This window comes from Anaerostipes sp. AF04-45, assembly GCF_003461725.1.
Taxonomy (GTDB): Bacteria; Bacillota; Clostridia; order Lachnospirales; family Lachnospiraceae; genus Anaerostipes; species Anaerostipes caccae.
The window spans coordinates 437,685-459,591 of the sequence record NZ_QTXQ01000001.1 but is presented as its reverse complement, the minus strand read 5'-3'; the positions used below and the strand labels follow the sequence as shown (position 1 = coordinate 459,591).

At 52.4% G+C, this 21,907-nt stretch carries 31 protein-coding genes; all 31 read right to left on the bottom strand.

Features of this window, described 5'->3' with window-relative positions; all coding sequences use genetic code 11:
* Nucleotides 1–8: 8 nt before the first annotated feature.
* Nucleotides 9–173, bottom strand: a complete 165-nt coding sequence (locus DWV34_RS17345; RefSeq protein WP_009242878.1) for a hypothetical protein — start codon at nt 171–173, stop codon at nt 9–11.
* Nucleotides 170–547, bottom strand: a complete 378-nt coding sequence (locus DWV34_RS02430) for a hypothetical protein (RefSeq protein ID WP_099224995.1) — start codon at nt 545–547, stop codon at nt 170–172. The genes DWV34_RS17345 and DWV34_RS02430 overlap by 4 nt, the downstream gene beginning before the upstream one ends.
* Nucleotides 548–558: 11 nt before the next feature.
* Entirely contained in the window at nt 559–1,143 is a 585-nt protein-coding gene (locus DWV34_RS02425; protein ID WP_118475235.1) for a major tail protein, read from the bottom strand.
* A gap of 5 nt (nt 1,144–1,148) precedes the next feature.
* Nucleotides 1,149–1,475, bottom strand: a complete 327-nt coding sequence (locus tag DWV34_RS02420; protein ID WP_099224999.1) for a hypothetical protein — start codon at nt 1,473–1,475, stop codon at nt 1,149–1,151.
* Nucleotides 1,472–1,858, bottom strand: coding sequence for an HK97 gp10 family phage protein (locus tag DWV34_RS02415; protein WP_118475233.1), 387 nt, complete (start codon nt 1,856–1,858; stop codon nt 1,472–1,474). The genes DWV34_RS02420 and DWV34_RS02415 overlap by 4 nt, the downstream gene beginning before the upstream one ends.
* Nucleotides 1,855–2,187: a phage head closure protein gene (locus DWV34_RS02410; protein WP_118475231.1), complete on the bottom strand. Its 333-nt coding sequence runs from the start codon at nt 2,185–2,187 to the stop codon at nt 1,855–1,857. Before DWV34_RS02410 ends, DWV34_RS02415 begins: the two co-directional genes overlap by 4 nt.
* A complete protein-coding gene (locus DWV34_RS02405) occupies nt 2,184–2,519 on the bottom strand; it encodes a head-tail connector protein (protein ID WP_118475229.1) in 336 nt (111 codons plus the stop codon). The genes DWV34_RS02410 and DWV34_RS02405 overlap by 4 nt, the downstream gene beginning before the upstream one ends.
* Nucleotides 2,520–2,538: 19 nt before the next feature.
* Nucleotides 2,539–3,774, bottom strand: coding sequence for a phage major capsid protein (locus tag DWV34_RS02400; RefSeq protein WP_009242871.1), 1,236 nt, complete (start codon nt 3,772–3,774; stop codon nt 2,539–2,541).
* Nucleotides 3,775–3,789: 15 nt separating this feature from the next.
* Complete coding sequence (locus DWV34_RS02395; protein ID WP_031475236.1) at nt 3,790–4,518, bottom strand: head maturation protease, ClpP-related; 729 nt, start codon at nt 4,516–4,518, stop codon at nt 3,790–3,792.
* Nucleotides 4,515–5,843, bottom strand: coding sequence for a phage portal protein (locus tag DWV34_RS02390; protein WP_118475433.1), 1,329 nt, complete (start codon nt 5,841–5,843; stop codon nt 4,515–4,517). The genes DWV34_RS02395 and DWV34_RS02390 overlap by 4 nt, the downstream gene beginning before the upstream one ends.
* A gap of 16 nt (nt 5,844–5,859) precedes the next feature.
* Entirely contained in the window at nt 5,860–7,461 is a 1,602-nt protein-coding gene (locus DWV34_RS02385) for a terminase large subunit (RefSeq protein WP_118475227.1), read from the bottom strand.
* Nucleotides 7,462–7,584: 123 nt separating this feature from the next.
* Nucleotides 7,585–7,833 (bottom strand): DUF7678 domain-containing protein, encoded by a 249-nt coding sequence (locus tag DWV34_RS02380; protein ID WP_031475233.1) that lies wholly within the window; start codon nt 7,831–7,833, stop codon nt 7,585–7,587.
* Between the two features lie 4 nt (nt 7,834–7,837).
* Nucleotides 7,838–8,203: a DUF7698 family protein gene (locus DWV34_RS02375; RefSeq protein ID WP_118475225.1), complete on the bottom strand. Its 366-nt coding sequence runs from the start codon at nt 8,201–8,203 to the stop codon at nt 7,838–7,840.
* Between the two features lie 131 nt (nt 8,204–8,334).
* The gene (locus DWV34_RS02370) at nt 8,335–8,511 is read right to left on the bottom strand and encodes a DUF5049 domain-containing protein (RefSeq protein ID WP_118475223.1); all 177 of its coding nucleotides are present in this window, start codon (nt 8,509–8,511) and stop codon (nt 8,335–8,337) included.
* Nucleotide 8,512: 1 nt separating this feature from the next.
* Nucleotides 8,513–8,737: a DUF4314 domain-containing protein gene (locus tag DWV34_RS02365; RefSeq protein ID WP_118475221.1), complete on the bottom strand. Its 225-nt coding sequence runs from the start codon at nt 8,735–8,737 to the stop codon at nt 8,513–8,515.
* On the bottom strand, nt 8,728–9,396 hold the full coding sequence (locus DWV34_RS02360; RefSeq protein ID WP_118475219.1) for a virulence protein: 669 nt from the start codon (nt 9,394–9,396) through the stop codon (nt 8,728–8,730). The genes DWV34_RS02365 and DWV34_RS02360 overlap by 10 nt, the downstream gene beginning before the upstream one ends.
* A 146-nt stretch (nt 9,397–9,542) precedes the next feature.
* The gene (locus DWV34_RS02355) at nt 9,543–10,808 is read right to left on the bottom strand and encodes a site-specific DNA-methyltransferase (protein WP_118475217.1); all 1,266 of its coding nucleotides are present in this window, start codon (nt 10,806–10,808) and stop codon (nt 9,543–9,545) included.
* Nucleotides 10,809–11,390 carry a P27 family phage terminase small subunit gene (locus DWV34_RS02350; protein ID WP_118475215.1) on the bottom strand — a complete coding sequence of 194 codons (582 nt, stop codon included), beginning with the start codon at nt 11,388–11,390 and terminating at the stop codon, nt 10,809–10,811.
* A gap of 116 nt (nt 11,391–11,506) precedes the next feature.
* Complete coding sequence (locus DWV34_RS02345) at nt 11,507–11,854, bottom strand: HNH endonuclease (protein ID WP_118475213.1); 348 nt, start codon at nt 11,852–11,854, stop codon at nt 11,507–11,509.
* Nucleotides 11,855–12,016: 162 nt separating this feature from the next.
* Nucleotides 12,017–12,445, bottom strand: a complete 429-nt coding sequence (locus tag DWV34_RS02340; RefSeq protein WP_118475211.1) for an RNA polymerase subunit sigma-70 — start codon at nt 12,443–12,445, stop codon at nt 12,017–12,019.
* Nucleotides 12,442–12,666: a hypothetical protein gene (locus DWV34_RS02335; protein ID WP_118475210.1), complete on the bottom strand. Its 225-nt coding sequence runs from the start codon at nt 12,664–12,666 to the stop codon at nt 12,442–12,444. The genes DWV34_RS02340 and DWV34_RS02335 overlap by 4 nt, the downstream gene beginning before the upstream one ends.
* Nucleotides 12,666–14,018, bottom strand: coding sequence for a DEAD/DEAH box helicase (locus DWV34_RS02330; protein WP_118475208.1), 1,353 nt, complete (start codon nt 14,016–14,018; stop codon nt 12,666–12,668). Before DWV34_RS02330 ends, DWV34_RS02335 begins: the two co-directional genes overlap by 1 nt.
* Entirely contained in the window at nt 13,999–14,280 is a 282-nt protein-coding gene (locus tag DWV34_RS02325) for a VRR-NUC domain-containing protein (protein WP_118475206.1), read from the bottom strand. Before DWV34_RS02325 ends, DWV34_RS02330 begins: the two co-directional genes overlap by 20 nt.
* A gap of 141 nt (nt 14,281–14,421) precedes the next feature.
* Nucleotides 14,422–16,695 carry a phage/plasmid primase, P4 family gene (locus DWV34_RS02320; protein ID WP_118475204.1) on the bottom strand — a complete coding sequence of 758 codons (2,274 nt, stop codon included), beginning with the start codon at nt 16,693–16,695 and terminating at the stop codon, nt 14,422–14,424.
* On the bottom strand, nt 16,695–17,024 hold the full coding sequence (locus DWV34_RS02315; protein WP_118475202.1) for a hypothetical protein: 330 nt from the start codon (nt 17,022–17,024) through the stop codon (nt 16,695–16,697). Before DWV34_RS02315 ends, DWV34_RS02320 begins: the two co-directional genes overlap by 1 nt.
* Nucleotides 17,025–17,028: 4 nt before the next feature.
* Nucleotides 17,029–17,451 (bottom strand): DUF7768 domain-containing protein, encoded by a 423-nt coding sequence (locus DWV34_RS02310; protein WP_118475200.1) that lies wholly within the window; start codon nt 17,449–17,451, stop codon nt 17,029–17,031.
* 86 nt (nt 17,452–17,537) lie between these two features.
* The gene (locus DWV34_RS02305; protein WP_118475198.1) at nt 17,538–19,526 is read right to left on the bottom strand and encodes a DNA polymerase; all 1,989 of its coding nucleotides are present in this window, start codon (nt 19,524–19,526) and stop codon (nt 17,538–17,540) included.
* A gap of 64 nt (nt 19,527–19,590) precedes the next feature.
* The gene (locus DWV34_RS02300) at nt 19,591–19,833 is read right to left on the bottom strand and encodes a hypothetical protein (RefSeq protein ID WP_075714378.1); all 243 of its coding nucleotides are present in this window, start codon (nt 19,831–19,833) and stop codon (nt 19,591–19,593) included.
* Between the two features lie 13 nt (nt 19,834–19,846).
* Nucleotides 19,847–20,419, bottom strand: a complete 573-nt coding sequence (locus DWV34_RS02295; RefSeq protein WP_075714380.1) for a DUF2815 family protein — start codon at nt 20,417–20,419, stop codon at nt 19,847–19,849.
* The gene (locus DWV34_RS02290) at nt 20,412–21,551 is read right to left on the bottom strand and encodes a DUF2800 domain-containing protein (RefSeq protein ID WP_118475196.1); all 1,140 of its coding nucleotides are present in this window, start codon (nt 21,549–21,551) and stop codon (nt 20,412–20,414) included. Before DWV34_RS02290 ends, DWV34_RS02295 begins: the two co-directional genes overlap by 8 nt.
* The gene (locus tag DWV34_RS02285) at nt 21,541–21,876 is read right to left on the bottom strand and encodes a DNA ligase (protein ID WP_118475194.1); all 336 of its coding nucleotides are present in this window, start codon (nt 21,874–21,876) and stop codon (nt 21,541–21,543) included. The genes DWV34_RS02290 and DWV34_RS02285 overlap by 11 nt, the downstream gene beginning before the upstream one ends.
* Between the last annotated feature and the right edge of the window lie 31 nt (nt 21,877–21,907).

Sequence of the window (21,907 nt, the reverse complement as noted above, 5' to 3'; positions counted from 1 at the left end):
CCTTCCTGTTAAAATCGATCCATCTGCTCCTGTGTCGCGAGCGCAGGATAGTTGTAATCGTCGTTGCTCATTTCTGCGTACATGTCATTGACAGTCCCGATGGTGAGCAGGTCAAGCTCCGAGATGGAAAGCCCGATCTGCACGCACCGGAGTAAAAAGAGCGGGGTTGTCATTTCCCGCTCTGTCGGATGATGTTTTTTTTAGACTCCACCTGCTGTTCCACATTCAGTCCCCACAGCTCGATGATCTGCGGCAGGATTTCATAGATGGAGAAAGTGTTGAACTGGTCGAGCCAGTCCTCCGGAGTATCCGGGACATCAGGATTCTGATGCTTTGCCATCAGCCATGCGATGTTCTCAAAAAGCTCCAGACTGAAAGTGTCCAGATTGGAGCTTTCTGCGTCGCTTTCATCGATGCCTTTCTGCAGCTCGTTTAAATCCTTGTAAATATCCCTGTGGAACTTATTTCTGTAAAGGCGAGGAATGGCGGCAGAAGCGCGGAACTGCACCTCCTTGCCGTCAACCTCGATTGTTTTTGTTACTGCCATATTGCGTCTCCTTACTCACCGTTACTTACCGATGCACTCGGCTCATATACAGCGTTGTACCATGCGTCGTAAACAGCGCTTGTTGTGTTCGTGCCGGTTTTGACCTTCACAATGCCGGAAGGGAGCGGAGAAGCCGTAATGGAGAGCGTCTCTGTCTGCACCTCAGTAGAGTCCTCCTTGGTGCTGCCGGTGACGGAAGGGCGGGTCGCGCTGCAGTAATACATGCAGTGACGTATCTTTCTCTGATCGCCGGAGAACTCGAAAAGCAGAGCAAAATGCTCCGGCTCCACGTCCTTGTTCTCCACAATGACACCGTTGGCATCTTCGGTCTCGTGCATGACGTCCGTGAGAAAGCTCTCCGGAATCAGCGCCAGCTCAAAGTCGCCGGAATAACCGTTGTTGTTTGAAACCATGTAATATACGGAGTCGTCCGCATAAAACGGATCATTATCTCCCTCAGCATCCAGCGAAAGGGATACGGCACCGGGCATTGCTACAGGCGTGCCAAAGGTAACAGTACCGTCAGCGGCAAGCGTAGCAATTGCGTAGTGGCAGTTTTTAAGGCCGAACTTGACCTTGTTACTCGTGTTAGACATAGTTTTTAACCTCCTATAATCTGTGTTTGATATAAGACCTCGTACAGCTTCTCCGACTCGATCCATACCTCAGATTTCTCATAAGGCAGGTCGTGGGCGATTAAGATGTCCTCGATCTGGGTTTCTGTTTCCGGGTCTTTTACGTCCGTGTATAATTCGATGTTCAGCTCATCAATTTTCTTGAACACCGTGTCATCCGCGAACATATTGTCAGAGCCCGGATATAGAAAAACGAGGAAGGGCGGGTCTGGTGACTCGCCTTCGGCAAAGTGGTCGTAGGCAAGCGGCAGACCGGCTTCCTCTAACATGGTGATTACATCGTCGTATGTCATGATCCACCTCCCAGTTTCTGCTTGATGGTATTGACGAGCTTTTCGTTTCCGCGCTCCTCGGCTGAGGCGATATGAGGCTGCGCCGGAACACGTCCGCCGCCACGTTTCACATGCCCGTGCTCCAGAAGGTGTGCCAGCTGATAGCGGTTTTTCGAATGCACCACGAGGCCAATGCTCTGTGAATCCTCATGCATATTCTTGACCGACCAGCTTTTCTTGTATTTGCCGGTATCGACCGGAGCGCCAGTCTGAATATCCTTGCGGACGGAAGCGGCAGTCTCTTTCACTGCAGCCTTCAGGTCATCTGTAGCGAGCTTTGAATATTTTTCGAGTTCCTCCATAATGGCGTCGCCCATCTCGCTTATTGATACATTTCTACTCATGCGTTCTTCTCCAGCTTGCAGTTGAATTTCAGGCTGTTATGCTTATAGCCCATCGGATTCACATAGGTGATGTTGTAGGTGCGGCCTTCCGCGATGATCCGGTATTTTGTCGATTCCACATCCGCAAGCTCAGAGCAGTGGCGGCAGGTGAAGTCCAGCGATTCCTCCGGATTGATGACTACACCGGAAGATTCGGAACCGGAGCTCGTGCCGACAGTCGCCCAGCAGGAAAAATAATCCGCCCAGCCGGTTTTGTGGTTTCCGTATTTGTCGACGATGACCGTATTTTTCTGGAAGGTGACTCGCACCCTCATAGCTGCTATATTCATGAAAACGCTCCTTCCCGTATTGCAAAAAGAAGAGAGCGCAGTGTCATGGTAAGAGCATGGTGGTCGGCTTCCTCCCTGTGCTCAAAGAGATAGGCACAGGTATAGAGGATAGCGACCTTCATGGTTTCACGGATTGCAGACAGCTCCGCCTCGGTATATTCATCAGAAGAAGCGGCATCGGAGTCGATCACTTCCCACTGATTATCCGTAAGTCTTGCAATATCAATACATAAGCGAATTGCGGAGGCCAAGAGGATACCGACCGTGGCATCCTCATCCGACGAATCTACGCGCAGATAGGCCTTCGCATCTTCAGTTGAAATCAAAGCCACGGTCGTTCACCTCCCTGTCTTAAGAACCGGAAGTTGCCTTCATGTCGAGAATCTTGATGCCTTCGGAAAGGATCAGCTTGCCGTCAACACGCTCCGTGCAGGTAAAGCCGACCTGACCGTTGGTAGCGTAAAGCTCGTTGAGACGCTTGATCGTGCGACCGGCTCTATCAGCGATCCAGTAGCAGGAGAAGTCGCCGAATGCGATGGCTCTTGCGCCTGCGGCCATTGTAGGTACCTTCGGAGAGGTGTAGAGCGGATAGCCAAGCAGTCTGTCGGGCTCTCCGGCAGTAAGTGCAGGCTGCCATACATAGACGCCGTTCAGATCCTTGAGCTTTCTGATAGCTGCGACAGTGGCATCGTTCATGAGGAACTTCGCCTTGCTGCGATAAGGAGCCTTGAGAGAGTACACAAGGCTGATCAGCTCATCGGCGGTAATTGCCGTAGCGGAAGCTGCGGTAACGCCAGAAGGAGCACCACCAGCGGCAGAAGGGATGAACAGGCCAGTAGGTCTGTCGATAGCCGTCTGGCCGGTCTGCACAGCACCGTTGATGAAGGCATCCTCTTCAGCTTCACCGAAGGCGCGACCGAATTCCTCAGAGATGTAGCCCTCAATATCAAAGAAGCTGTCGGAAAGCAGCTCGTCGGACACCTTGATGAGGTCAGTCAGCTTGAAAGCGTCAATGCTGGTCTGAGCGAAGGTCGGATTGCTCTCGGTGTAGGCACCGTTCTCGGCAGTCCACGCCGCCTGCGTGTGGCCATTTGCCACAGGGATCTTGCGTTCGTTCTGTGTGGTAATGACCTTGCAGCCGATAGTACGCATGATGTTGTTTTCATTAAGCGCCTGAACAAGGGTGTGCTCGAATTCAATCGGAACAAGGTATCCGCCGTTTGCATCGGTTCCTTCCTCAAGTACATCGCGGATTGCAGGATTGCCGGGATGACGGATGTTGTCCCAGAAGGCCTTCTTGTAGGCTGCAGAAGCTCTGCCGGGCTTATCCTCCGGTTCATCCTTTACACCGGGCTTTCCGGTGAGCGGAGTAGAAGTCGGTGCACTCATCATCTTGTCGATCTGCTCCTGACGCTGCAGGCGCTCGATATCCTTGGTGAGGTCGGTGACTTCCTTTTCCATCTTGTCGTAGGTTGCGGCATCCTCCGCAGAAACCATGCCGCCGTTCTGAGAGTGGCTATTAAGAAACGCCTTAGCGGCCTCCCATGCCTTCGCTCTCTTGTCCATGAGTTCCATAATCTGAGTCATAGTAAAATTCCTCCTTTAATGTGCGAGAAGCGAAAGGCGCTTCTCAAGATCGGTTACTGGTACCATGTGTTTATTTGCTTCCGGCTTCTTCTTAGGAATCAGTCGGGAAAGCAGCGAATCAGTGACAGCCTTGCGGGAGAAAAGCATCTCCGCGTCAGCCGTATCCTCCGGGACAGATTTCTCACCATCCCTGAACAGAATCTCGTCAGCAAAGCCGAGCTTCACGGCCTCCTTGGCGTTCATCCATGTCTCAGCATCCATGAGCTGTGAAATCTTGTGGCGGGAAAGCCCGGACTTGATTTCGTAGGCATTCATAATGGATTCCTTGACTTCGTTTAACATGTCGATGGCTTTCTGCATTTCCTCGGTATCACCGATGGCGATGGTCGCAGGGTTGTGTACCATCATCATGGCCACGGGGCTCATGCAGACCTTTGTTCCGGCCATAGCAATAACAGATGCCGCCGAAGCAGCAAGAGCGTCAATCTTGACCGTCACATCATGCGGGTAATCCATCAGCATGTTGTAGATCTGCGCAGCAGCAAAAACATCACCGCCCGGAGAGTTGATCCAGAGGGTGATGTTTCCATCGCCTGCATGCAGTTCATCACTAAATAGCTTGGGTGTTACTTCGTCGCCGAACCATGTCTCATCGGAAATTTCCCCGTCGAGGTAGAGTGTTCGGTCGGAGCCAAAACTGTCCGGCTCCTCGTTTCGCACCCAGTTCCAAAACTTTCTGGTCATAGTGCCTCCTTCTTTCTGAACCGGGTGCGCCCGTCTTCGGGTTCCGGTTCGGTTTGTGTTTCCTTCGTTTCATCAGCTTCCTCCTGCGTCTGTGCCGAGACCGCAAAAATGCCTGCGTCCTTGAGCTTGGTCATATTGCCATTGATCAGGTACAGGTCGCCGCCTTCCTCCTCCGGAATACGGTCGAGGTTTTCAAGCTCCCTAATATCGTTAGCGGACATCCAGCCATTCTGACGTCCGACCGCATAACCGTTCATGCGGCTCTGGTAGTCGCCTCTGAGAAGCCCGTCCACATTGAACTTAAAGAAGTATTCCTTCTTTTCATCCAGAGAGAGCAGGGCTCTCTGCATGGACTGTTCCCAGCGGCATACCCACGGGTCGAGCGTGTATTTTACGAATTCCAGCGACTGTTGCTCGATATTTGAGAAGCTCGATTTCTCAAGGTCGCCGATCATGTGAGGCGGGATGCGGAAGATACGTGCGATCTCATTGATCTGGAACTTCCTTGTCTCCAAAAACTGCGCCTGTTCCGGTGAGATGGAGATAGGCGTATATTTCATACCTTCCTCCAGCACGGCTACCTTGTTAGCATTAGAGCTGCCGCCGAAGGCAGAGTTCCAGCTTTCTCTAACACGCTCCGGATCTTTAACCACACCGGGATGCTCCAAGATGCCGCCGGGAGTCGCACCGTTTGCAAAAAACTTAGCTCCGTATTCTTCGCAGGCTATTGCCATGCCGATGGCATTCTTAGCCATTGCAATCGGGCTGTAGCCCACAAGACCGTCAAAGCCAAGGCCGGGAACATGCAGTACGTCGGACGGCTGGAGCCTCACACGACTGCCGTTCATCGTGTGCGCTTCGTCCTGCGATGTTTGGTATTCGTAATAAAGCTCTCCGTTTTCATCACGGTTGACCGTCATACGATTTGGCATCAAAGGATAGAGCGCGACCACTTCACCTTTGCCGTTCCGAATGATCTGCGCGTAGGCGTTTCCCCACAGGAGTAGATGCGTCATCAATGTTTCCCGGAATACAAAGGATGTCATTTCCGGATTTGGCTCATCGTGAAGCAGGAAGTATAGCGGATGATTTATCGCTTTTTCCTTGCTGCCGCCTTCGCCGTATCGATAGAGGTGTATCGGCAGGCCTGCAATTGCCTCGGACAGAATCCTCACGCAGGAGTAGACCGCCGTCATCTGCATGGCGGAGCGCTCCGTTACAGCCTTGCCGGAGGTCGTCCCGCCGAAGAAGAAGCGGTAGGAGCTTCCGGTTGTTGAATTGGTAGGCTTATCTCTTGAACGAAACAGTCCTGAAAATATGCTCATATTGATCACCTGCCTTTCAGATAAATAAAATGCCTCTGTCGTCATAGACAGAAGCACCGTTGTCATTGCCGCAGCGGATCGCACGGTCAAGCGCCATGATGGTGGCGATGGCTCCGTCGATCTTCTCTGTAGATTTTTCCTTGTCAGCCTTGATATTTCCGGCTGGGTCAGTACGGATGAAGATGTTATCCATATTCCAGCGGAGAACAGGATGACCGCCGTGGGCGAGCTTTTGCTCAAGTGTCAGCTTCATGAGCTCCTTTGTGGGAGGACTCATATCCTTAAAGCCCTGTCCGAAGGGCACGACTGTAAAGCCCATGTTCTCCAAGTTCTGAACCATCTGGACTGCTCCCCAGCGGTCGAATGCGATCTCACGGATATTGAAGTGCTCGCCGAGGCGTTCGATGAATTTCTCGATATAACCATAATGGATGACGTTGCCTTCGGTAGTCTGCAGCACGCCTTCCTTCTCCCAAGTATCGTAGGGCACATGATCGCGTCTAACGCGAAGATCCAGCGTATCCTCTGGCACCCAGAAGTACGGGAGGATCACATACTTGTCGTCTTCATCCCGTGGCGGGAATACCAGCACAAAAGATGTAATATCCGTAGTGGAGGACAGGTCAAGACCGCCATAGCAGACACGGCCTTCGAGGTCATCCTCATTGACTGGAAAGGCACAGGCGTCCCATTTATCCATTGGCATCCAGCGGACAGCCTGCTTTACCCATTGATTAAGGCGCAGCTGCCTGAAGGAATTCTCTTCACCGGGGTTTTGCTTTGCCGATTCGCAGGCCGCTTCCACCTTGTCAATGCCGACCGTGATACCGAGAGAGGGGTTTGCCTTTTTCCACACTTCCGGATCAGTCCAGTCCTCGTCAGGTTCCGCACCGTAAATGACCGGATAGAAGGTTGGATCGACCTTCCTGCCGTCGAGGATGTCCTGCGCTTTCTGGTGGACTTCATAGCAGATGGTGTTTGTATCATTTCCGGCTGTGGTAATCAGGAAATACAGCGGCTGCATTCTGGCATCGCCGGAGCCCTTTGTCATTACATCAAAGAGTTTCCGGTTCGGTTGGGTGTGCAGCTCATCGAATACCACGCCGTGGATATTAAAGCCGTGCTTACTGTAGGCCTCAGCGGAGAGCACCTGATAGAGGCTGTTGGTAGGCTCATAGATGATCCGTTTCTGGGAGGCCAGTATTTTGACGCGCCGATTAAGCGCCGGGCACATCCTTACCATATCCGCAGCAACATCAAAAACGATGGTGGCCTGCTGTCTATCGGCAGCGCAGCCGTAGACTTCGGCGCGTTCCTCACCGTCACCGCAGCAAAGAAGCAGGGCGACCGCGGCAGCCAGCTCTGACTTTCCCATCTTCTTTGGAATTTCGATGTAGGCCGTATTGAACTGACGGTAACCGTTCGGCTTCAGGACACCGAACAGGTCGCGGATGATTCGTTCCTGCCAGTCGATGAGCTCGAAGGGTTTTCCTGCCCATGTGCCTTTGGTGTGGGTGAGCTGCTCGATGAACATCACAGCGAAGTCCGCCATCTGCTTGCTGTAGTGAGAAGTCTCTGCCATGAAGCGGGTCGGCTTATAGTTTTTCAGTTTTCGCATTGGCACGATGGCCGCCTCCTTTCAGGGCAAAATAAAAGACCGCCATAGCGATCCGGTATCAGTACGAGAGAAAGAGCCTTCTGGCTCAGTCTCCCGGAATATTCATATTCAGGGTTTTAATGCTTAGTTGTGGTTCTCCAGCAGGATGCAAAGCGCCATCTCTGCTTCCTTACAGGTGGGATGAATGTCCCAGCCTCTGTCGTAGTTGCAAACGGTCTCGCCGTCAATCTTGATCATGAGCTTGCTGATCCTGCCGCCGTTGATGCCGTAGGTCTCGCTTGGCTCATCGTAGTGCTTTACCCAGTAGTGACACTTGGTGTATTTTTCCTTGTCCTTGGCATCCGGGATGCCAATAACTCCTTCGCTCCACATTTCCTTACGCCTCCTTTACCGTCATCTTGAAGGCCGGGATGAGGGCGTGTTCGTCGCTTCCGAAGTGGGTGTAGCGCTCCTTGACCTTTACAATTCCGTCCAGTGTGCAGCCGAGCTCCTCAAACTTTGCAATGGTCTCGATAAGGCTTGAGAATGTGGAGCTGATGGTGAATTCCTTTACTCCGAGCCTCTGGCAATCTGCAAGGATCGCTTCGATGTCGTAATCCCAGATGACTTCGGCGAAGTTCGGCAGGTCGTTTCCGGCTTCCTTACTGTAAAGGTAGGCCTGTCCCAGTGTCCGCTGGCATCCGATCTCTTCCCAGCGCATTCCGGGCTTCGCGTTTTCTATGGCTTCGATTGTGTACTTCATGGTGGTTCCTCCTTGTGGTTGTTTTCCCTTTTGGTATGTACATATATCACTCTGAACGCCTGTAATAGCAAGCTATTTATCGAAATATATGTGACAATCCTGCGGGAACATTTGAGGCCTAATTGTGTAGTTTATGCCTCGCCGGACATGATGAATTTCACGTATTCAGACCGGTGATCCTCAAGGTATAAAACCAGCTCGTAGAAGTCTCTCTCATAGGCCAGCCGCTGCACCGTGTTCACATCGAACATATTTGTAAGGCCGGTATCCCGTATGGCGAGGATCTGCTCCTTTACCTTTTCATCCATATCAGTCCACCACCTTCCGCACACGGTCGATGCCGTAGATGACATTCAGGCCGGAGCCGTTGTCCCAGTTCACCATGAGGCTGCCGGTATCGTCGACTCCCGTAACGGTTCCCTTGGTGCCGATAGGCGGAGCCTGCACATCGTCCATCTGGAGAAGTTCCACGCGGGTGCCTGCCGGGTAGTGGGAGCGGAGCGCTTCAAGCTGCTCTTTTGTGATCATTCGCATGCTGCCACCTCCTTTTCCGGTGCGCCGTTCTTCCAGCTGGAGTTGCCGGAGAGATTCTTAAGGAGAATCTTGCGCTCTGCCTTATATTCGTTTCCGATGAAGCCAAGCCGCAGGAGAAAGCAGCGGAATGCGTACTTCTCGTTGTCAACTTCCTTTTCAGTGGCACTGATGCGCTTCAAATCCCGGCTCATCTTGCCAAGGGATGCAATGAAGTGGGTGTAGGCCTTGACCACGTCCGGCTCCGGCATCTCAGTAAACCAAGGAAAGCTGACCGTATCCTCTGTGACCTCGATGCCAAGGTCGTCAATGCCGAGTGCCTTCTTGATGAGGCTTTCCTTGGCTGTGAGGAGGTTGGTGAGGTTTCCGACCGCCACCTTGTCGATCGGGAGGCTGACTGTAAGGCCAGTGGCTTCATCGTCGCTTTCGATCTCTTCGGTATCCTCCGGTGTGAAGCCATCCGCGATCAGGCTGTGGATGATGCGCTCCAGCTTGTCTGCGTCCTCGCAGGTTACGCTGCCTTCCTTGTCGACCGTGACGTCGCCGATCTCGTAAGCGCAGGTCGGCATACGCATGTAGATCGCCTTGTCGCCGGTGAGGTTTTCGATGGCTGCGACCAATGCTTTTCTGTCGTTTCCGGTTACGTTGTAATTTGCTTTCATGAGTGTGTTCCTCCTTTGTGAAATTAAGGTTTTAGGCTGTGCCTTTTGGCATGTATATACATCACTCTGAAAGCCTTATTTATCAAGCGATTTCCGACATTTTCTGAGGTAGAAAATTGCCGAAGAATCCGGGCAGAAATTGTGTATTATACACCCGCCGTCGGAGAAGTCTCGACTTCCTTTGCCAGAGCGGAATAGAGGAGCTTTTCGCCGTTCCTTATTACATACACATTTTCCTCATCGCCGGTATCCTCCACGTAACGGCGAAGGATGACAGAGGCGTATTTCGGATCGAGCTCCATCATGTAACAGACGCGGTTCAGCTGCTCGCAGGCCATCAGTGTGGAACCGGAGCCGCCGAAGGTATCAATAACTACAGAATTTTCCTGAGAGGAGTTCTGGATGGGATAGCCCAGAAGATCCAGCGGCTTGCTGGTCGGGTGATCCTTATTGCGCTTTGGTTTATCGTAGTTCCAGATGGTGGTCTGCTTGCGGTCGGAATACCACGGGTGCTTGCCGTTTTGCAAAAAACCATAGAGCACAGGTTCATGCTGCCATTGATAATCGGATCGACCGAGCACGAGGCTGTTCTTTACCCAGATACACACACCGGCGAGATGGAAACCTGCGTCAATGAATGCCTTTCGGAAAGTGAGCCCTTCAGTATCCGCGTGGAAGCAGTAAGCGGCTCCGCCTTTTTCGAGGTGGTCAGCCATGTTCTTAAACGCTGCCAGCAGGAACTTGTAAAATTCCTCGCCCTTGAGAGAGTCGTTCTTGATCGTAAGACCATCCGAGGCTTTGAAGGATACGCCGTAGGGCGGATCGGTCAGAACAAGGTTTGCATTCTTGCCGTCCATGAGCTTTTCCACATCTTCCGGAGAGGTGGCATCTCCACACATGACTCTATGCTTGCCAACCGTCCAGATGTCGCCGGGCTCTACGAAGGAAGCTTTCTCAAGGGCAGCGGTGAGGTCAAAATCATCATCGGCGATGTCCTTTTCGCTTCCGGTGCCGAGCAGTTTATCCAGCTCACCGGCATCAAAGCCGAGGAGAGATAGGTCAAAGGACTGATCCTGCAGATCAGACAATTCGACCGACAGCATTTCCTCATCCCAGCCTGCGTTGAGCGCCAGCTGATTATCCGCAAGGATATACGCACGCTTTTGTGCTTCCGTCAGGTTTTCTGCAAAGACGCAGGGCACGGTTTCATATCCTTCCTCGCGGGCAGCCGTAATGCGACCGTGGCCGACGAGGATGTTATAGTCCGCATCAATGACAGCAGGACTCACAAAGCCGAACTCCCTGAGAGAAGCCCGGAGCTGTGCGATCTGCTCCTTGCTATGTGTCCGGGCATTCCGGGCGTAGGGCACCAGTTTATCAATAGGTACCTGTTCTAATTTCTGTGTGTTCATTTACATATTCCTCCTGCTTCGAAGCAGCTGCTCCATCACGCTGTCCTGCGGACTACCTTCAAATGGCTCGGTGCAGTTTTGCTTCACAATGTCGTAAATCTCATACCAGAGCAGGTTGGCCTGCTTCTGAAAATTCATCAAAAGCTGTGTGAATGGGCTCGCAATTGCAGCGCCGGTGGTCGGGTGCTTTCCGAGCATGCCGTATTTGCTGACAGCTTCGGAGCACTGGATATACCGGGCAAAGGCCTCAGAGTAGCTTTCAAGCAGGCGCTTGTTTACCAGCCTCTCGCAGCCGCGCTCCTTGAGCCACAGCCATGTTTCCTTATAGATTTCATCTGCACCGAGGGGCTTACCGTCCTTCTGAAGAGCAGAGAGGTAATCATCCGGGCTTGGCATATCCATGCCTTCCAGCTCCACGCCGTCACCGATGTCGTCAACATCGAAGTCGGTCATGTCGTCAGTGAAGTCCGGCAGCTCCATACGCTTTGCAGGTGCGCCTTTCATAATTTTGTCGGCGAGGGCGTCCGGCTTGGAGCCAGCTTTGACACGCCGCCCGCCGCGATAGGTTCCGTCTTTCGCCATGTCGATCACTTCCATTTCTGTGGTGCAGGGTTTAATACCCTGTTTGAATTGCAATTTTTGCGTAAAAGACCCCGCGCCGTTTTCCGGGGAAAAGGGTCGTAGAGATTTTGACCGCCCTACCGGTCGCCGCGCTCGCGGTGAATCTTCTCGTGACACGAACGACAAAGACTCATAAGGTTGGACTCGTCATTCGATCCTCCGTCAGCAAGCGGCACGATGTGGTGGACTTCCTCGACCGCGACGTAGCGTCCTTCCTTTAAGCACTGCTCACAAAGCGGGTGCTTGTGAACGTAGCGGTCACGGATTCGTTTCCATGCTCTGCCGTAGCGTTTGCCGGTAGAGTAGCCACGCTGGAACTTCTCGTAGTGTTGATCCATGATCTTTGCGTGCTCTTCACAATAAACGCCGTCCGTAAGGTGTGGACATCCGGGATAGCGGCACGGTCGTTGTGGTTTTCTTGGCATAAGCCGTGCCTCCTTTCAGGGCATAAAGAAAGCCCTGCAGGGTGTTCCCGCAAGGCTCGTGTGCTGCGTGTGCAGCTGTTCTTTATTCTGTTTTGCTGATTATATACTATCATAAAGGACGGGTGGACATCTTAGGACAAAGCAGGACATTTCGGGCGCATTTCAAATGATAATCGGATCATCCGGAAGCGTCACATGAAGAAGCGCCTTGCCATGCCAGCGGCGAATGGTACGGGCATCTGCACAGAGCTCCACCCCGATTTGCTCCCATGTATAGTTATGGATGTACCGGTACTTGAGTACCATGCGCTCGTCGGTATCAGGAACTGCCTCAATGACCTCCCGTATCTGTTTCTTGAGGTCTGATAGCATTTCCAGCTCACCGGCGATTTTCTTTTCCAGTGTCCACAGTTTCTCAAGCGTCCGGACAAAGGGAGCTTCCGTATTTCGTGATGTTTGCACGCGGTCTTTATCATATTGGATAGCCGACACGCTGCCTGCCATCTCACGCAGGTTTTGTGCTTCTATCGTGTCGGACTTGATTCTCTGATCAAGGCGGTAGGCCTGATGGAGATATTCTTTTACTGTCATAAGGGCTTCGCCTCCTCTCGTAGTTTTTGTATGAGATACTCGCCGTCTACACTTGTTAAGGTCTTGTACCAGCCGGAGCGGAAGAACCGTTCACATTCCATTGCGTCCAACATGGCAGTTTGATTACCGGGCTTCTTTTTCAGGCGCTTCAGGGCGTCCCGGTAATCCTTTACTGCCTGTAGCACGATGGCGTTGGCGAGATTTTCATAAGGATCGGCCATCACACCACCTCAAGGTCAGCCTTGACTGCATCAATCAGTGCGGTCTGCGTCATTTCTTTCTTGGATAGCGCCTTTACGATCCTTTCGTCGATGGTGCCCTTGGTAATAATGTGTTGGATCACGACAGTGCCGGATTCTTGACCTTGCCGCCAGAGACGGGCGTTGGTCTGCTGATATAATTCCAGAGACCATGTAAGGCCGAACCACACAAGGGTGGAGCCTCCGGCCTGAAGGTTCAAACCGTGACCGGCAGAGGCCGGATGGATGACTGCTACAGGAATCTTTCCCGCATTCCAGTCAGCAATATCGCGGCTGGTCTTGATCTCCCGGACATTGAAGCGGTTCTTGATGCGGCTAAGGTCATGCCGGAACCAGTAGGCCACAAGGAGCGGTTTTTCATTGGCGGCCTCGATAATATCCTCCAAAGCGTCCAGCTTCCTATCGTGGAACTCGATGACCTCACCGGTATCGGCATATATGGCACCGTTCGCAAGCTGGGAGAGCTTGCCCGTAAGTGACGCGGCATTGGCAGCAGTCACCTCACCATCAGGGAGCTGCAATATGAGCTCCTGTTTCAAATCATCATAACGGCTGCGCTCGGAATCGGAGAGCTGCACTTCATATTCTGTTGAAACCAGCTCCGGCATCTTCAGATGGTCGGTAGATTTCATGGAAATCGTGATATCCGAGATCCTCCGATAGATGGCGTCCTCCGCATAGGGCAGTGGCTTATAGGAGTAGATGATCTCGCCATTTCTCTTGTCTGGCATGAAGTAATTTGTCCGGTACTGCGTGATAAAGCGTCCGAGGCGCTCGCCCATATCCAGCACTTTAAACTCTGCCCACAGATCCATGAGACCGTTGGAGGAAGGAGTGCCGGTCAGGCCGATAATCCGGTGAATCCGTGGCCGTACCTTCATCAGCGACTTGAATCGCTTGGATTTATGATTTTTGAAGGACGACAGCTCATCGATAATCACCATATCGAAGTCAAAGGGAAAGTCGGACTCGTCAATGAGCCACTGCAGGTTCTCACGGTTGATGATCGTGATATCCGCTTGCTGCATGAGAGCGGCTTTTCGCTCCTTCGGTGTCCCGACTGCGACCGCATAGGTTAGACCGGCAAGGTGCTCCCATTTCTGGATTTCTGCTGGCCATGTATCGCGGGCGACTCTTAAGGGAGCTACCACTAAAGCGCGATGCACTTCGAAGCTGTCAAACAACAGGTCATATACTGCCGTCAGACTGATGATCGTCTTTCCAAGTCCCATATCTAAAAGGACTGCGGCCACAGGGTGTTTTTCAATATAGCGGATGGCATAGTCCTGATAATCATGTGGATTGAAGTTCATCGATCATCCCTCCAATCTGCTCCGGATCGTCAATGACATATACCGCAAAGCCCATCTCCCGCAGCAGCCTGTGGCGAGAAAGCTGGAGTGGGCGTGGCTTTTTGCCGGGTGCCTTCAGCTCTGCGAAGCCGATATGGCCGTCAGGGAGTAAGATCAGGCGGTCGGGCATTCCTACGAAAGAGGGACACACCAGCTTAAGTGCAATGCCGCCGTTCTTTTTCACCGCCATAGTTAACTTGTTTTCTATCTGTTTTTCTATCATTGCAAACCTCCGTCAGGCGTTAATTTCAGGGGATGTGCAAGGTGTATCAATGGTATTTACCAAACTTTTTCTTAGAGCTATTTTTTTAGGCCTAAGAGAGTTTTTATATAAGACCTTGATACACCTTGTCATAGTCCCGGATTACTGCAGAAAATCTTCCTCTGCGCCGCTGTCCTCATGAATCTTTAAGCCCTTGAAATAGCGCTTCCGATTCAGTGTCAGCCGCTCGAATCCGGCTTTCTCCAGCGCAAAGTAAAAGTCTGCCGTGCTGCGAACATACTCATTGCAATCCAGCGAGTAGTTGCGGTATGCCTGATAGAGCGCCGAGGAGCTTTCCTTAAAGGACTCATCTACATCGCACTTCTCATCCAGAAAATGTCCGAACCAGTCGTTCTGGCTGCGATATTCATCGATGGCCTTCGTCACGCAGTCCGGTACCGGAATCTGGTAGTCCAGCGCGATGACCTTTTTAGCTCCTTCGATGATCCATGCCAGAATGCTTTCACCGGCATTTTCATACAAGTACTCACCGTAATTTTTGATGTCGGCCTTGCCTTCGATCTTGGCATTGAACGGGATCACGATAAGCCTGCGCCAGATACCGTCATCGGAGGCGGAGACGCGAGGCAGGTGGTTCGTATACAGCACCAGCGTGTGGCAGGGCTTGAAGGAAAACGGATCTTTATATTTCTTCTCTGCAAATACATCATCCGTAGAGCAGAGCTGCTTGACGGTGGAGTCGTTGAGCCTTGCGCCTTCCTGCATTTCCGCAGCGATCAGCAGGCGTTTGCCTTTGACCTCAGCCATTTCCGGCTTGATGTTCCTGCGGCAGCCGACAGTCAGAGTGTCTGCGGATATATTTCCGCTGTAGAGTCCCAGCACGCGGGAGATGGCATTCCAGAAGGTGGATTTGCCGTTGCGCCCATCGCCGTATGCGATGATGAGCGCCTCCACAAAAACTTTCCCGATAGCAGCAAGGCCACAGATCATTTGTACATAGTCAATAAGCTGCTGATCCTTCTGAAAAATCAGATCCAGATTATCCTGCCAGAGCTGCGCTCCTTTGCTGCCGGGTGACACGGACGTGATTTTTGTAATAAAGTCATCAGCAGAGTGCTCGCGGGCTCCGGCCATACCTTTGCGAAGGTCGTAGGTCGCCTCCGGTGTGCAGAGCAGAAAGCAGTCTGCGTCCAAGTCTCTCGGCGAGATTTCCAGCATCGGGTGCGTCTCTTTGAGGGTAGATGTAATGTTCTTGGAGTCGCGTCTGCGGACGGCAAAGCTCTGGTAGGCCTTGGCGGCAAGGAACTCCTGATAGGCCTCCATCTGTTCGTCGCTCATCAGCTGTTCAGCTTTGGCCTTGGATGTGTTATCAAGGATTTCCTGCGCTCCGCAATTTTTGAGCTTCTGCAGAGCCTCCATCATATTTCGATTGGCTTCTGTGAGCTGCCTGCGAGTAAGTTCATGAGCGACGGCCTGTGCGCCGGGTTCTGTTTCCTGCCAGTAGTGATCGCTGTATCGGATAAAGTGTGTGGCCGGTGAGTAGCGCAGCTCGTTTGCAAAATACTTCGAGAGCATCTCGGCCTGCCCGACGTCGGAAAAGTCCTCCGGCTTATAACTATTCTCGTCGTTATAGACTTCCGGAGGGACATATCCGTCCTCACGGCTGATCTTGGAATAAAAACGCTGGGCGCTGTGCCAGATTGTATTAAGCTCGCTGTTATCCAGAGGTGGCACGCAGGTCGCGGCCTTTTCCAGAAAACTTTGGTAGGCTTTTTCCGTATCGCCGTATTTTTTTATGACGATACCGGCAAAGCGGGACATGGTAGCGTTGCGGCTTCCTTCCGGGATCACGACGTCTTTCTCGTGGCCACCGGGCAGGTCTGCATCGAACTCGTCGTCATTCAAAAATTCCGTGAGGTTCATGCGACCGGGATAGAGCTCCACATTCGGCTCCTGTGTTCCGAAGAAGAAGCGAGCAGCATCCAGCGCTTTCGTATCGAAATACGGAAATATGGAATTGACCAGCTTCTTCATATCGCTATAGAGGGCAGCATCCGTCACCCGGTCGATGGGAAAGAGCACATGGAACTTTGGCCTTGCCGGTTTGCCGTTTTTCTCGCGCTGATTAAAGCGGCTGTAATGGATGGCGAGGCTTACTCCCGGAAATGCCTCCAACACGTCTGCCGGTGTGATCCAGTCTTTCGGATCTTCTGAATGGTCATTATCACAATCCACGGGAAGACAGTCAGCGGAGAGAAAGTTGTCGCTGTTGCGGTAGTGATTTTTGTACTCCGCGCACACATAATCGTGACTGACTGCGTCTCTCATTCTGTCCGCGTCCATGACAACGGTCTTATGCGGATAGGAGCAGTTTCCGGGATTGCCGATAAAATCGGCGCTATACAGGGTAAACATCAGTCGTACACCTCCTCCGATTCTTCCTCCAGCACCTTTGTGATAAATTTCAGGGCGCGGATCATGGTTTCCAGTTCGCAGTCGCCGCCAAGGATAACTTCAAAACCGTTGCAGCCGAATCTGTCCATGAAAGGTGTGACATGGATATCTGTGCTGGATTCATCGGAAATGCGGAAATAGGTGCGTCCGCCGTGGCCGGTGTCGCCACCTTTGTAACCGGTTGTTCCGGCTTCGACCTGCAGGATATTGGCACTTACCACATCGCGGGTGTAGGTAGTGATCTCAGTGCCATCAAAAAGCTCTCTGCGACTTTCTTTAATTTCATACATAGCGTTAAACCTCCTGACATTCTTCTGTGAAATAGCGCAAGTGGTAGCCTTTCCACTTGGCGCGTTTGATTTCTGCTTCCATACCGGATGAGATGCGGCTGCCGAATACCCAGATCTCAGCGCACTTGCTCATGAGGGCATTTCCGAAGAAAAGACCAAGCTCACGTTCTTCCGGATTGTCATCATCAAGGAACTGCGGAAATAGCAGGTGCGGTGCGATAGGGATATATCCCTTGTCCACGGCATAGCGGCTGTAGCGTCTGGCGTTGGCTACGTTTGTCTCCACATCTCCGGAAAACGGAGAGCAGATGTAGACGATAGGCCGGAAAGCACGAAGGGACTGCTTTTCATTTGCAGCAATCCGGGAGAGTGCTTCACCTGCAGTTGGGTCAGGATAGCCTTCGCTGTTGCGATAATCGTTGCTCACTCAAAAGTCCTCCTTTCCGGGCAGACTTAAAGGCGTCCACCTCCAATTTCCACTGGAGATGAACGCCTGATTTGAGCGGACGATTTTTAATCTTTTTTGTAGAAGGGCGTGGTGTAACCGTCTGCGTGGAGCTTCAGGCCTTTTGCCCACGGTGGAGTCCTGCCCATCTGTTCACAGAGAACGTCAAGTGACATGCGAGGGTCTGCTTCAATGACCAGTTCGTCGTGAATATGCATGACGATGGAGCAGCAGCGCAGCGTCTTCATGGCATAGCAGAGAATGTCGCGGGAGGTTGCCTGCACGATATTTTCCACGAATTTCGGCCCGTATGAATCGAGCCGTTCCCATTTTTTCGTGCTGCCGATGCCCTCATAGGTAATACACTCGCCTCCGAATTTATTCGTACCGACCTTTGGCTTTACATAGGCGAGGTTCCGTCCGGAGGGTAGCGTAATAAAGAGCATCCCGGAACGGCAGGAGAAAGTAAGCCCATAGCTGCTGGTTGTGTGTTTATACTTCACGGCCTCCATGACAGCGCTGTCGACATCCCACCAGAATTTTACGATGTTGGGATTTGTCTGACGCCACGCATCCACCAGCGGAGGAAGCTCATCTTCGGAAAGTCCCATCTCTATAGCGCCCATTGCCTTTAAGGCTCCGACCGAGCCGCCGTAGCCGAGCGCGAGTTCCGCAATTTTGCCCTTTTGACGCAGATGGCCGTTAATGCCATGCTTCTCAACCGGAACATGGAACATCTGACTGGCACTGGCGCAGTAGATGTCACCTCCGGTTTCAAAGACTTTTTGACGCCACGTCTCACCGGCATACCACGCGATGACTCTTGCTTCGATGGCGCTGAAGTCGGAAACATAAAACTGCGTACCGTCTTTCGGGATGAACGCTGTCCGAATCAGTTGAGAGAGGGTGTCCGGGACGTCTTCATATAAGAGCTTCACGGCGTCAAAATCTCCGGATTTTACAAGAGCGCGTGCGTCGGCCAGATCCGGGAGATGATTTTGCGGGAGATTTTGTAATTGTATAAGCCTGCCTGCCCAGCGTCCGGTACGATTGGCTCCGTAAAAAGCGAACATGCCGCGAGCCCTGCCGTCATCACAGACCGCACGCTCCATAGTCTGATATTTCTTGACGGAGGATTTGGCAAGCTGTTGTCGGAGTTCCAGAACGGTCTGAAGTTCTGGAGGAGCGGTTTTGATAAGCTCTGCCACGACTTTCTTTCCAAGACTGTCAGTTTCGAGCCCGTTATCGGAGAGCCACTGTTTCATTTGCTGGACGGAGTTTGGATTATCAAGTGCTGTCATATCTTTCATGGCAGCAGTCAGTTCTGACTGGGAGCGGGAGTCCATCTCGATGGCTTCCTTTACCAGATACATGTCGAGCCGGACACCTCTGTCGTTGATTTCCTGATCGATGTGGTATTCATCCCAGACCTCCTCCGGTACAGGGAATTTGACAAGACGATCCTTAATGCCGATCTCGGTTTCTACATCGCGGATATTATATTTTTTGAAGGCCTCCCACTTGTCCGGCGCATGGAAAGGGTGATTCCTCGTGCGACCGCCGTTTGCTTTCGTCGGAGCGCAGGGCACGGAGAAGTATTTGATCAGATCTTTTCCCTCAGTGAGTTTCTGCTTTTCAAGACCGAGGACAGAGCCTACGCCTTCCAGAGAAAGCGGCAGTCCCATTGTGGCCGCCCAGACCATAGAGCAGCGCCAACTTTCCGGATTTAAGAAGCGTGCGCATTCGGTCGAGAGAGGGTGGTTATCATGGAAGGGGTCGAGGCTTACTCCAAGATCGCGGAGATATCGGGATAAACACACCCGTTCAAAATTTGCATTGAAAGCCCATTTGATGACAGTATCATCAGTCAGGGCATCTATAATTTCCTGCGGCAGGCGCTCTCCCTGTGCAAGGTCGATGACCGTTACCTCGGAGCCGTCGACGCTGTAGCCAAACAGCAATATTTCAAAATCCGGTGACTCGGCATATTTATATACGCCGCACTTGGATAGATTCACGTCGCTGTAGGTTTCGATATCAATACTGAGTGTTTGCATAGATTTTCACCTCAATTCAAACAAGCGGCTTAAGATCGCTCCTAAGCCGCCTGCCGTTTATGATTTACTCCAAGGACTTCATGCGCTTCTCGTGGTATTCACGTTCATGTTCGGCCTGTTCCTTTTCGCGCTTCATGCGTTCCTCGTGGTACTTGAGGTCACGGGCGGCAGATTCCTCCTCACGCTTCTCACGCTTGCGGTCATTGAAGAAACTCTGGATGGACGAGATCAGGAACACGATGCTGAATACCAGCCAAGTGGCGATCAGCGCAGTAATCAGGATTGTCTGTAAGGTAGTCACTGTCATAATCGCACCTCCATCAATTCAGGAAGTCTTCATCGTCATCGCTGGCGAAGTCAGACTCTGCACTTGCCTTGCCGCCGAGAGGCTCACCGTCACGGATCTTCTGCAGGTTGTTGAGCCCGCAGGCGATTCCCTTGTTGCCGGAGCTGTTGAAGGCGTAAAAGGTGATGCTGGCACGGCCATACACACCGGAGTACACCTCGGAACGGTTGAGGATCGGGTTCAGGTCTGCATCCACGATGCCGGGAGCAGAGGTGGCATTGGCATTCACGAAGTAGGCGTTCTTGTAGGCCTCGTCATCCGGACGTTCAGCGTCGCCGTCACGAAGAGGAGTTTTCAGAACAGAGAGCGCCGGTACAGACTTGCCGTTGCCCTTGAGCTTGGCTTCACCCTCCTTGTAGGCAGCTTCGATGGCGGCCTCGATCTTGGCGATGGTCTTGGTATCGGACTTCGGGATGATAAGGCTCACGCTGTACTTGGGAGTGCCGCCGTTGATGGATTTCGGCTCCCAGACATTTGCATAGCTCCAGCGGGTGTCGACACCGGTGATAACCTTCATGGGATTGCTGATTTTTACATTCTTACTCATTGTCGTTTTCCTCCATAAAATCATTTTTGGCTGTATTCATGGCCGGGCGCTTGTCGCTATCCGGCACAAGTGTGGGTTTGCCTTGCGGCTTTTCGATATAAGCCGTCAGGAGTTCATCAAAGCGGGACTTGCCGAGGAGCTTCTGCATGGCGGTGATGCCGAGCAGCCTTTTCTCATACGGGTCAAAGCCTGCTTTCTCGACCGCGTCAATGACGGCGGCCTCATTGCTGTATCTGCGGTTGCTGCGTCCTTCGACGAGCTTGAAGCCAGTCCACTCCTTACCGGAGAGAGCTTGCTGCAGGGCATATTCCTTGATGTCGGATGCCCAGCTGACCAGCTCATCCACTTTGCCGAGGATAACCTCGATCTCGGTGTCCGTGAGCAGTGGCGGGAGCTTGAAATCATGCTGCGCGAGTTTCAGGTTAGCTTCGGCTCTGGCTCGGCACTCGTTCTTGGCCTTGCAGAAGCCGCACCATTCACCACACAGGAAATTCCCATCTCCGGCGAAGGCCAATTCTGCGGTGGGCTTCAATACTTCGTCTGCCCAGCGGTAGAGCGCGTCTTTGTTGATCTCGAACGTGCTGATGTTTTGCCGTCTCGGCTGGTAGATGGTCATGGAAACCTGATCGATGTCGTAGATGCCATCGAAAAGCTCCAAAGCGCCGAGCGCGTAACACTGCATCTGCGGGTTTTCATCTGCTGAGACCAGAACGCCGAGACCGTGTTTGTAATCGATGATCCTGAGTGTGCCGTCTGCAATGATGATGCAGTCGGCTGTTCCGAAGCCCTGTTCTACCCAGCGGGAGAAGTCCACACGCTGCTCGATCAGGACGACCGGGTCGCTGCATGTTTCCTTGGCGGCTTCGACTTGCTCCAGAACGTATTCGGCATAGCCGCTGGCGCAGTTCTCCATCTCTTCGGAATACCATTTGAGGCTTTTGGTCGGGTCTTCTGCGGGAAGTCCAAGAGCGGACTTGATCTTGAATTCGCCAAGCGCATGGGCGTCGGTACCTTCCGCAGCGTAGTCGCTTCCTTTATCCTCATAGGTTTCGCAGAGCCTTGCTGATGGCGGGCAGTGCAGCCACCTATCGGATGAAGATGCGGAGAGGATCGCGTGTGCTTTAGCTGCCATTGCCGATTACCTCCGCGTCCTTCAACAGGGCTTCATAATTTGCCGGGTCTACGGCTGAGAGCTTTGCGGCACCGTACTTCTGGAGCAGGGTGCGAACCTCTGCGGTATGACCGGCACGGGACTTCTCGGCAAGGACGGCTCTTACATCCTCCAGCTTGATCTCTGGCTTGGGTTCCTCCTTCTTAGCAGCACTTTTAAAATGTTGCTGCTTAGAATTGTCGTCTCCAGAAAACTGCTGGTAGAGCCAGTCGGCTGCGGCATTAATAGAAGCAGCAGCGGTGCGGAGCTCTTCGATGGTTTGTGCCATTTCTGCCATCTTTGACATTTTCTTTTCCTCCTTCCTCGGATTGGCTTGC

Coding starts and splice junctions, on each gene's coding strand:
- DWV34_RS17345 (WP_009242878.1), bottom strand. CDS start 173: ATGACAACCCCGCTCTTTTTACTCCGGTGCGTGCAGATCGGGCTTTCC.
- DWV34_RS02430 (WP_099224995.1), bottom strand. CDS start 547: ATGGCAGTAACAAAAACAATCGAGGTTGACGGCAAGGAGGTGCAGTTC.
- DWV34_RS02425 (WP_118475235.1), bottom strand. CDS start 1,143: ATGTCTAACACGAGTAACAAGGTCAAGTTCGGCCTTAAAAACTGCCAC.
- DWV34_RS02420 (WP_099224999.1), bottom strand. CDS start 1,475: ATGACATACGACGATGTAATCACCATGTTAGAGGAAGCCGGTCTGCCG.
- DWV34_RS02415 (WP_118475233.1), bottom strand. CDS start 1,858: ATGAGTAGAAATGTATCAATAAGCGAGATGGGCGACGCCATTATGGAG.
- DWV34_RS02410 (WP_118475231.1), bottom strand. CDS start 2,187: ATGAATATAGCAGCTATGAGGGTGCGAGTCACCTTCCAGAAAAATACG.
- DWV34_RS02400 (WP_009242871.1), bottom strand. CDS start 3,774: ATGACTCAGATTATGGAACTCATGGACAAGAGAGCGAAGGCATGGGAG.
- DWV34_RS02395 (WP_031475236.1), bottom strand. CDS start 4,518: ATGACCAGAAAGTTTTGGAACTGGGTGCGAAACGAGGAGCCGGACAGT.
- DWV34_RS02390 (WP_118475433.1), bottom strand. CDS start 5,843: ATGAGCATATTTTCAGGACTGTTTCGTTCAAGAGATAAGCCTACCAAT.
- DWV34_RS02385 (WP_118475227.1), bottom strand. CDS start 7,461: ATGCGAAAACTGAAAAACTATAAGCCGACCCGCTTCATGGCAGAGACT.
- DWV34_RS02380 (WP_031475233.1), bottom strand. CDS start 7,833: ATGTGGAGCGAAGGAGTTATTGGCATCCCGGATGCCAAGGACAAGGAA.
- DWV34_RS02375 (WP_118475225.1), bottom strand. CDS start 8,203: ATGAAGTACACAATCGAAGCCATAGAAAACGCGAAGCCCGGAATGCGC.
- DWV34_RS02370 (WP_118475223.1), bottom strand. CDS start 8,511: ATGGATGAAAAGGTAAAGGAGCAGATCCTCGCCATACGGGATACCGGC.
- DWV34_RS02365 (WP_118475221.1), bottom strand. CDS start 8,737: ATGCGAATGATCACAAAAGAGCAGCTTGAAGCGCTCCGCTCCCACTAC.
- DWV34_RS02360 (WP_118475219.1), bottom strand. CDS start 9,396: ATGAAAGCAAATTACAACGTAACCGGAAACGACAGAAAAGCATTGGTC.
- DWV34_RS02355 (WP_118475217.1), bottom strand. CDS start 10,808: ATGAACACACAGAAATTAGAACAGGTACCTATTGATAAACTGGTGCCC.
- DWV34_RS02350 (WP_118475215.1), bottom strand. CDS start 11,390: ATGGCGAAAGACGGAACCTATCGCGGCGGGCGGCGTGTCAAAGCTGGC.
- DWV34_RS02345 (WP_118475213.1), bottom strand. CDS start 11,854: ATGCCAAGAAAACCACAACGACCGTGCCGCTATCCCGGATGTCCACAC.
- DWV34_RS02340 (WP_118475211.1), bottom strand. CDS start 12,445: ATGACAGTAAAAGAATATCTCCATCAGGCCTACCGCCTTGATCAGAGA.
- DWV34_RS02335 (WP_118475210.1), bottom strand. CDS start 12,666: ATGGCCGATCCTTATGAAAATCTCGCCAACGCCATCGTGCTACAGGCA.
- DWV34_RS02330 (WP_118475208.1), bottom strand. CDS start 14,018: ATGAACTTCAATCCACATGATTATCAGGACTATGCCATCCGCTATATT.
- DWV34_RS02325 (WP_118475206.1), bottom strand. CDS start 14,280: ATGATAGAAAAACAGATAGAAAACAAGTTAACTATGGCGGTGAAAAAG.
- DWV34_RS02320 (WP_118475204.1), bottom strand. CDS start 16,695: ATGTTTACCCTGTATAGCGCCGATTTTATCGGCAATCCCGGAAACTGC.
- DWV34_RS02315 (WP_118475202.1), bottom strand. CDS start 17,024: ATGTATGAAATTAAAGAAAGTCGCAGAGAGCTTTTTGATGGCACTGAG.
- DWV34_RS02305 (WP_118475198.1), bottom strand. CDS start 19,526: ATGCAAACACTCAGTATTGATATCGAAACCTACAGCGACGTGAATCTA.
- DWV34_RS02300 (WP_075714378.1), bottom strand. CDS start 19,833: ATGACAGTGACTACCTTACAGACAATCCTGATTACTGCGCTGATCGCC.
- DWV34_RS02295 (WP_075714380.1), bottom strand. CDS start 20,419: ATGAGTAAGAATGTAAAAATCAGCAATCCCATGAAGGTTATCACCGGT.
- DWV34_RS02290 (WP_118475196.1), bottom strand. CDS start 21,551: ATGGCAGCTAAAGCACACGCGATCCTCTCCGCATCTTCATCCGATAGG.
- DWV34_RS02285 (WP_118475194.1), bottom strand. CDS start 21,876: ATGTCAAAGATGGCAGAAATGGCACAAACCATCGAAGAGCTCCGCACC.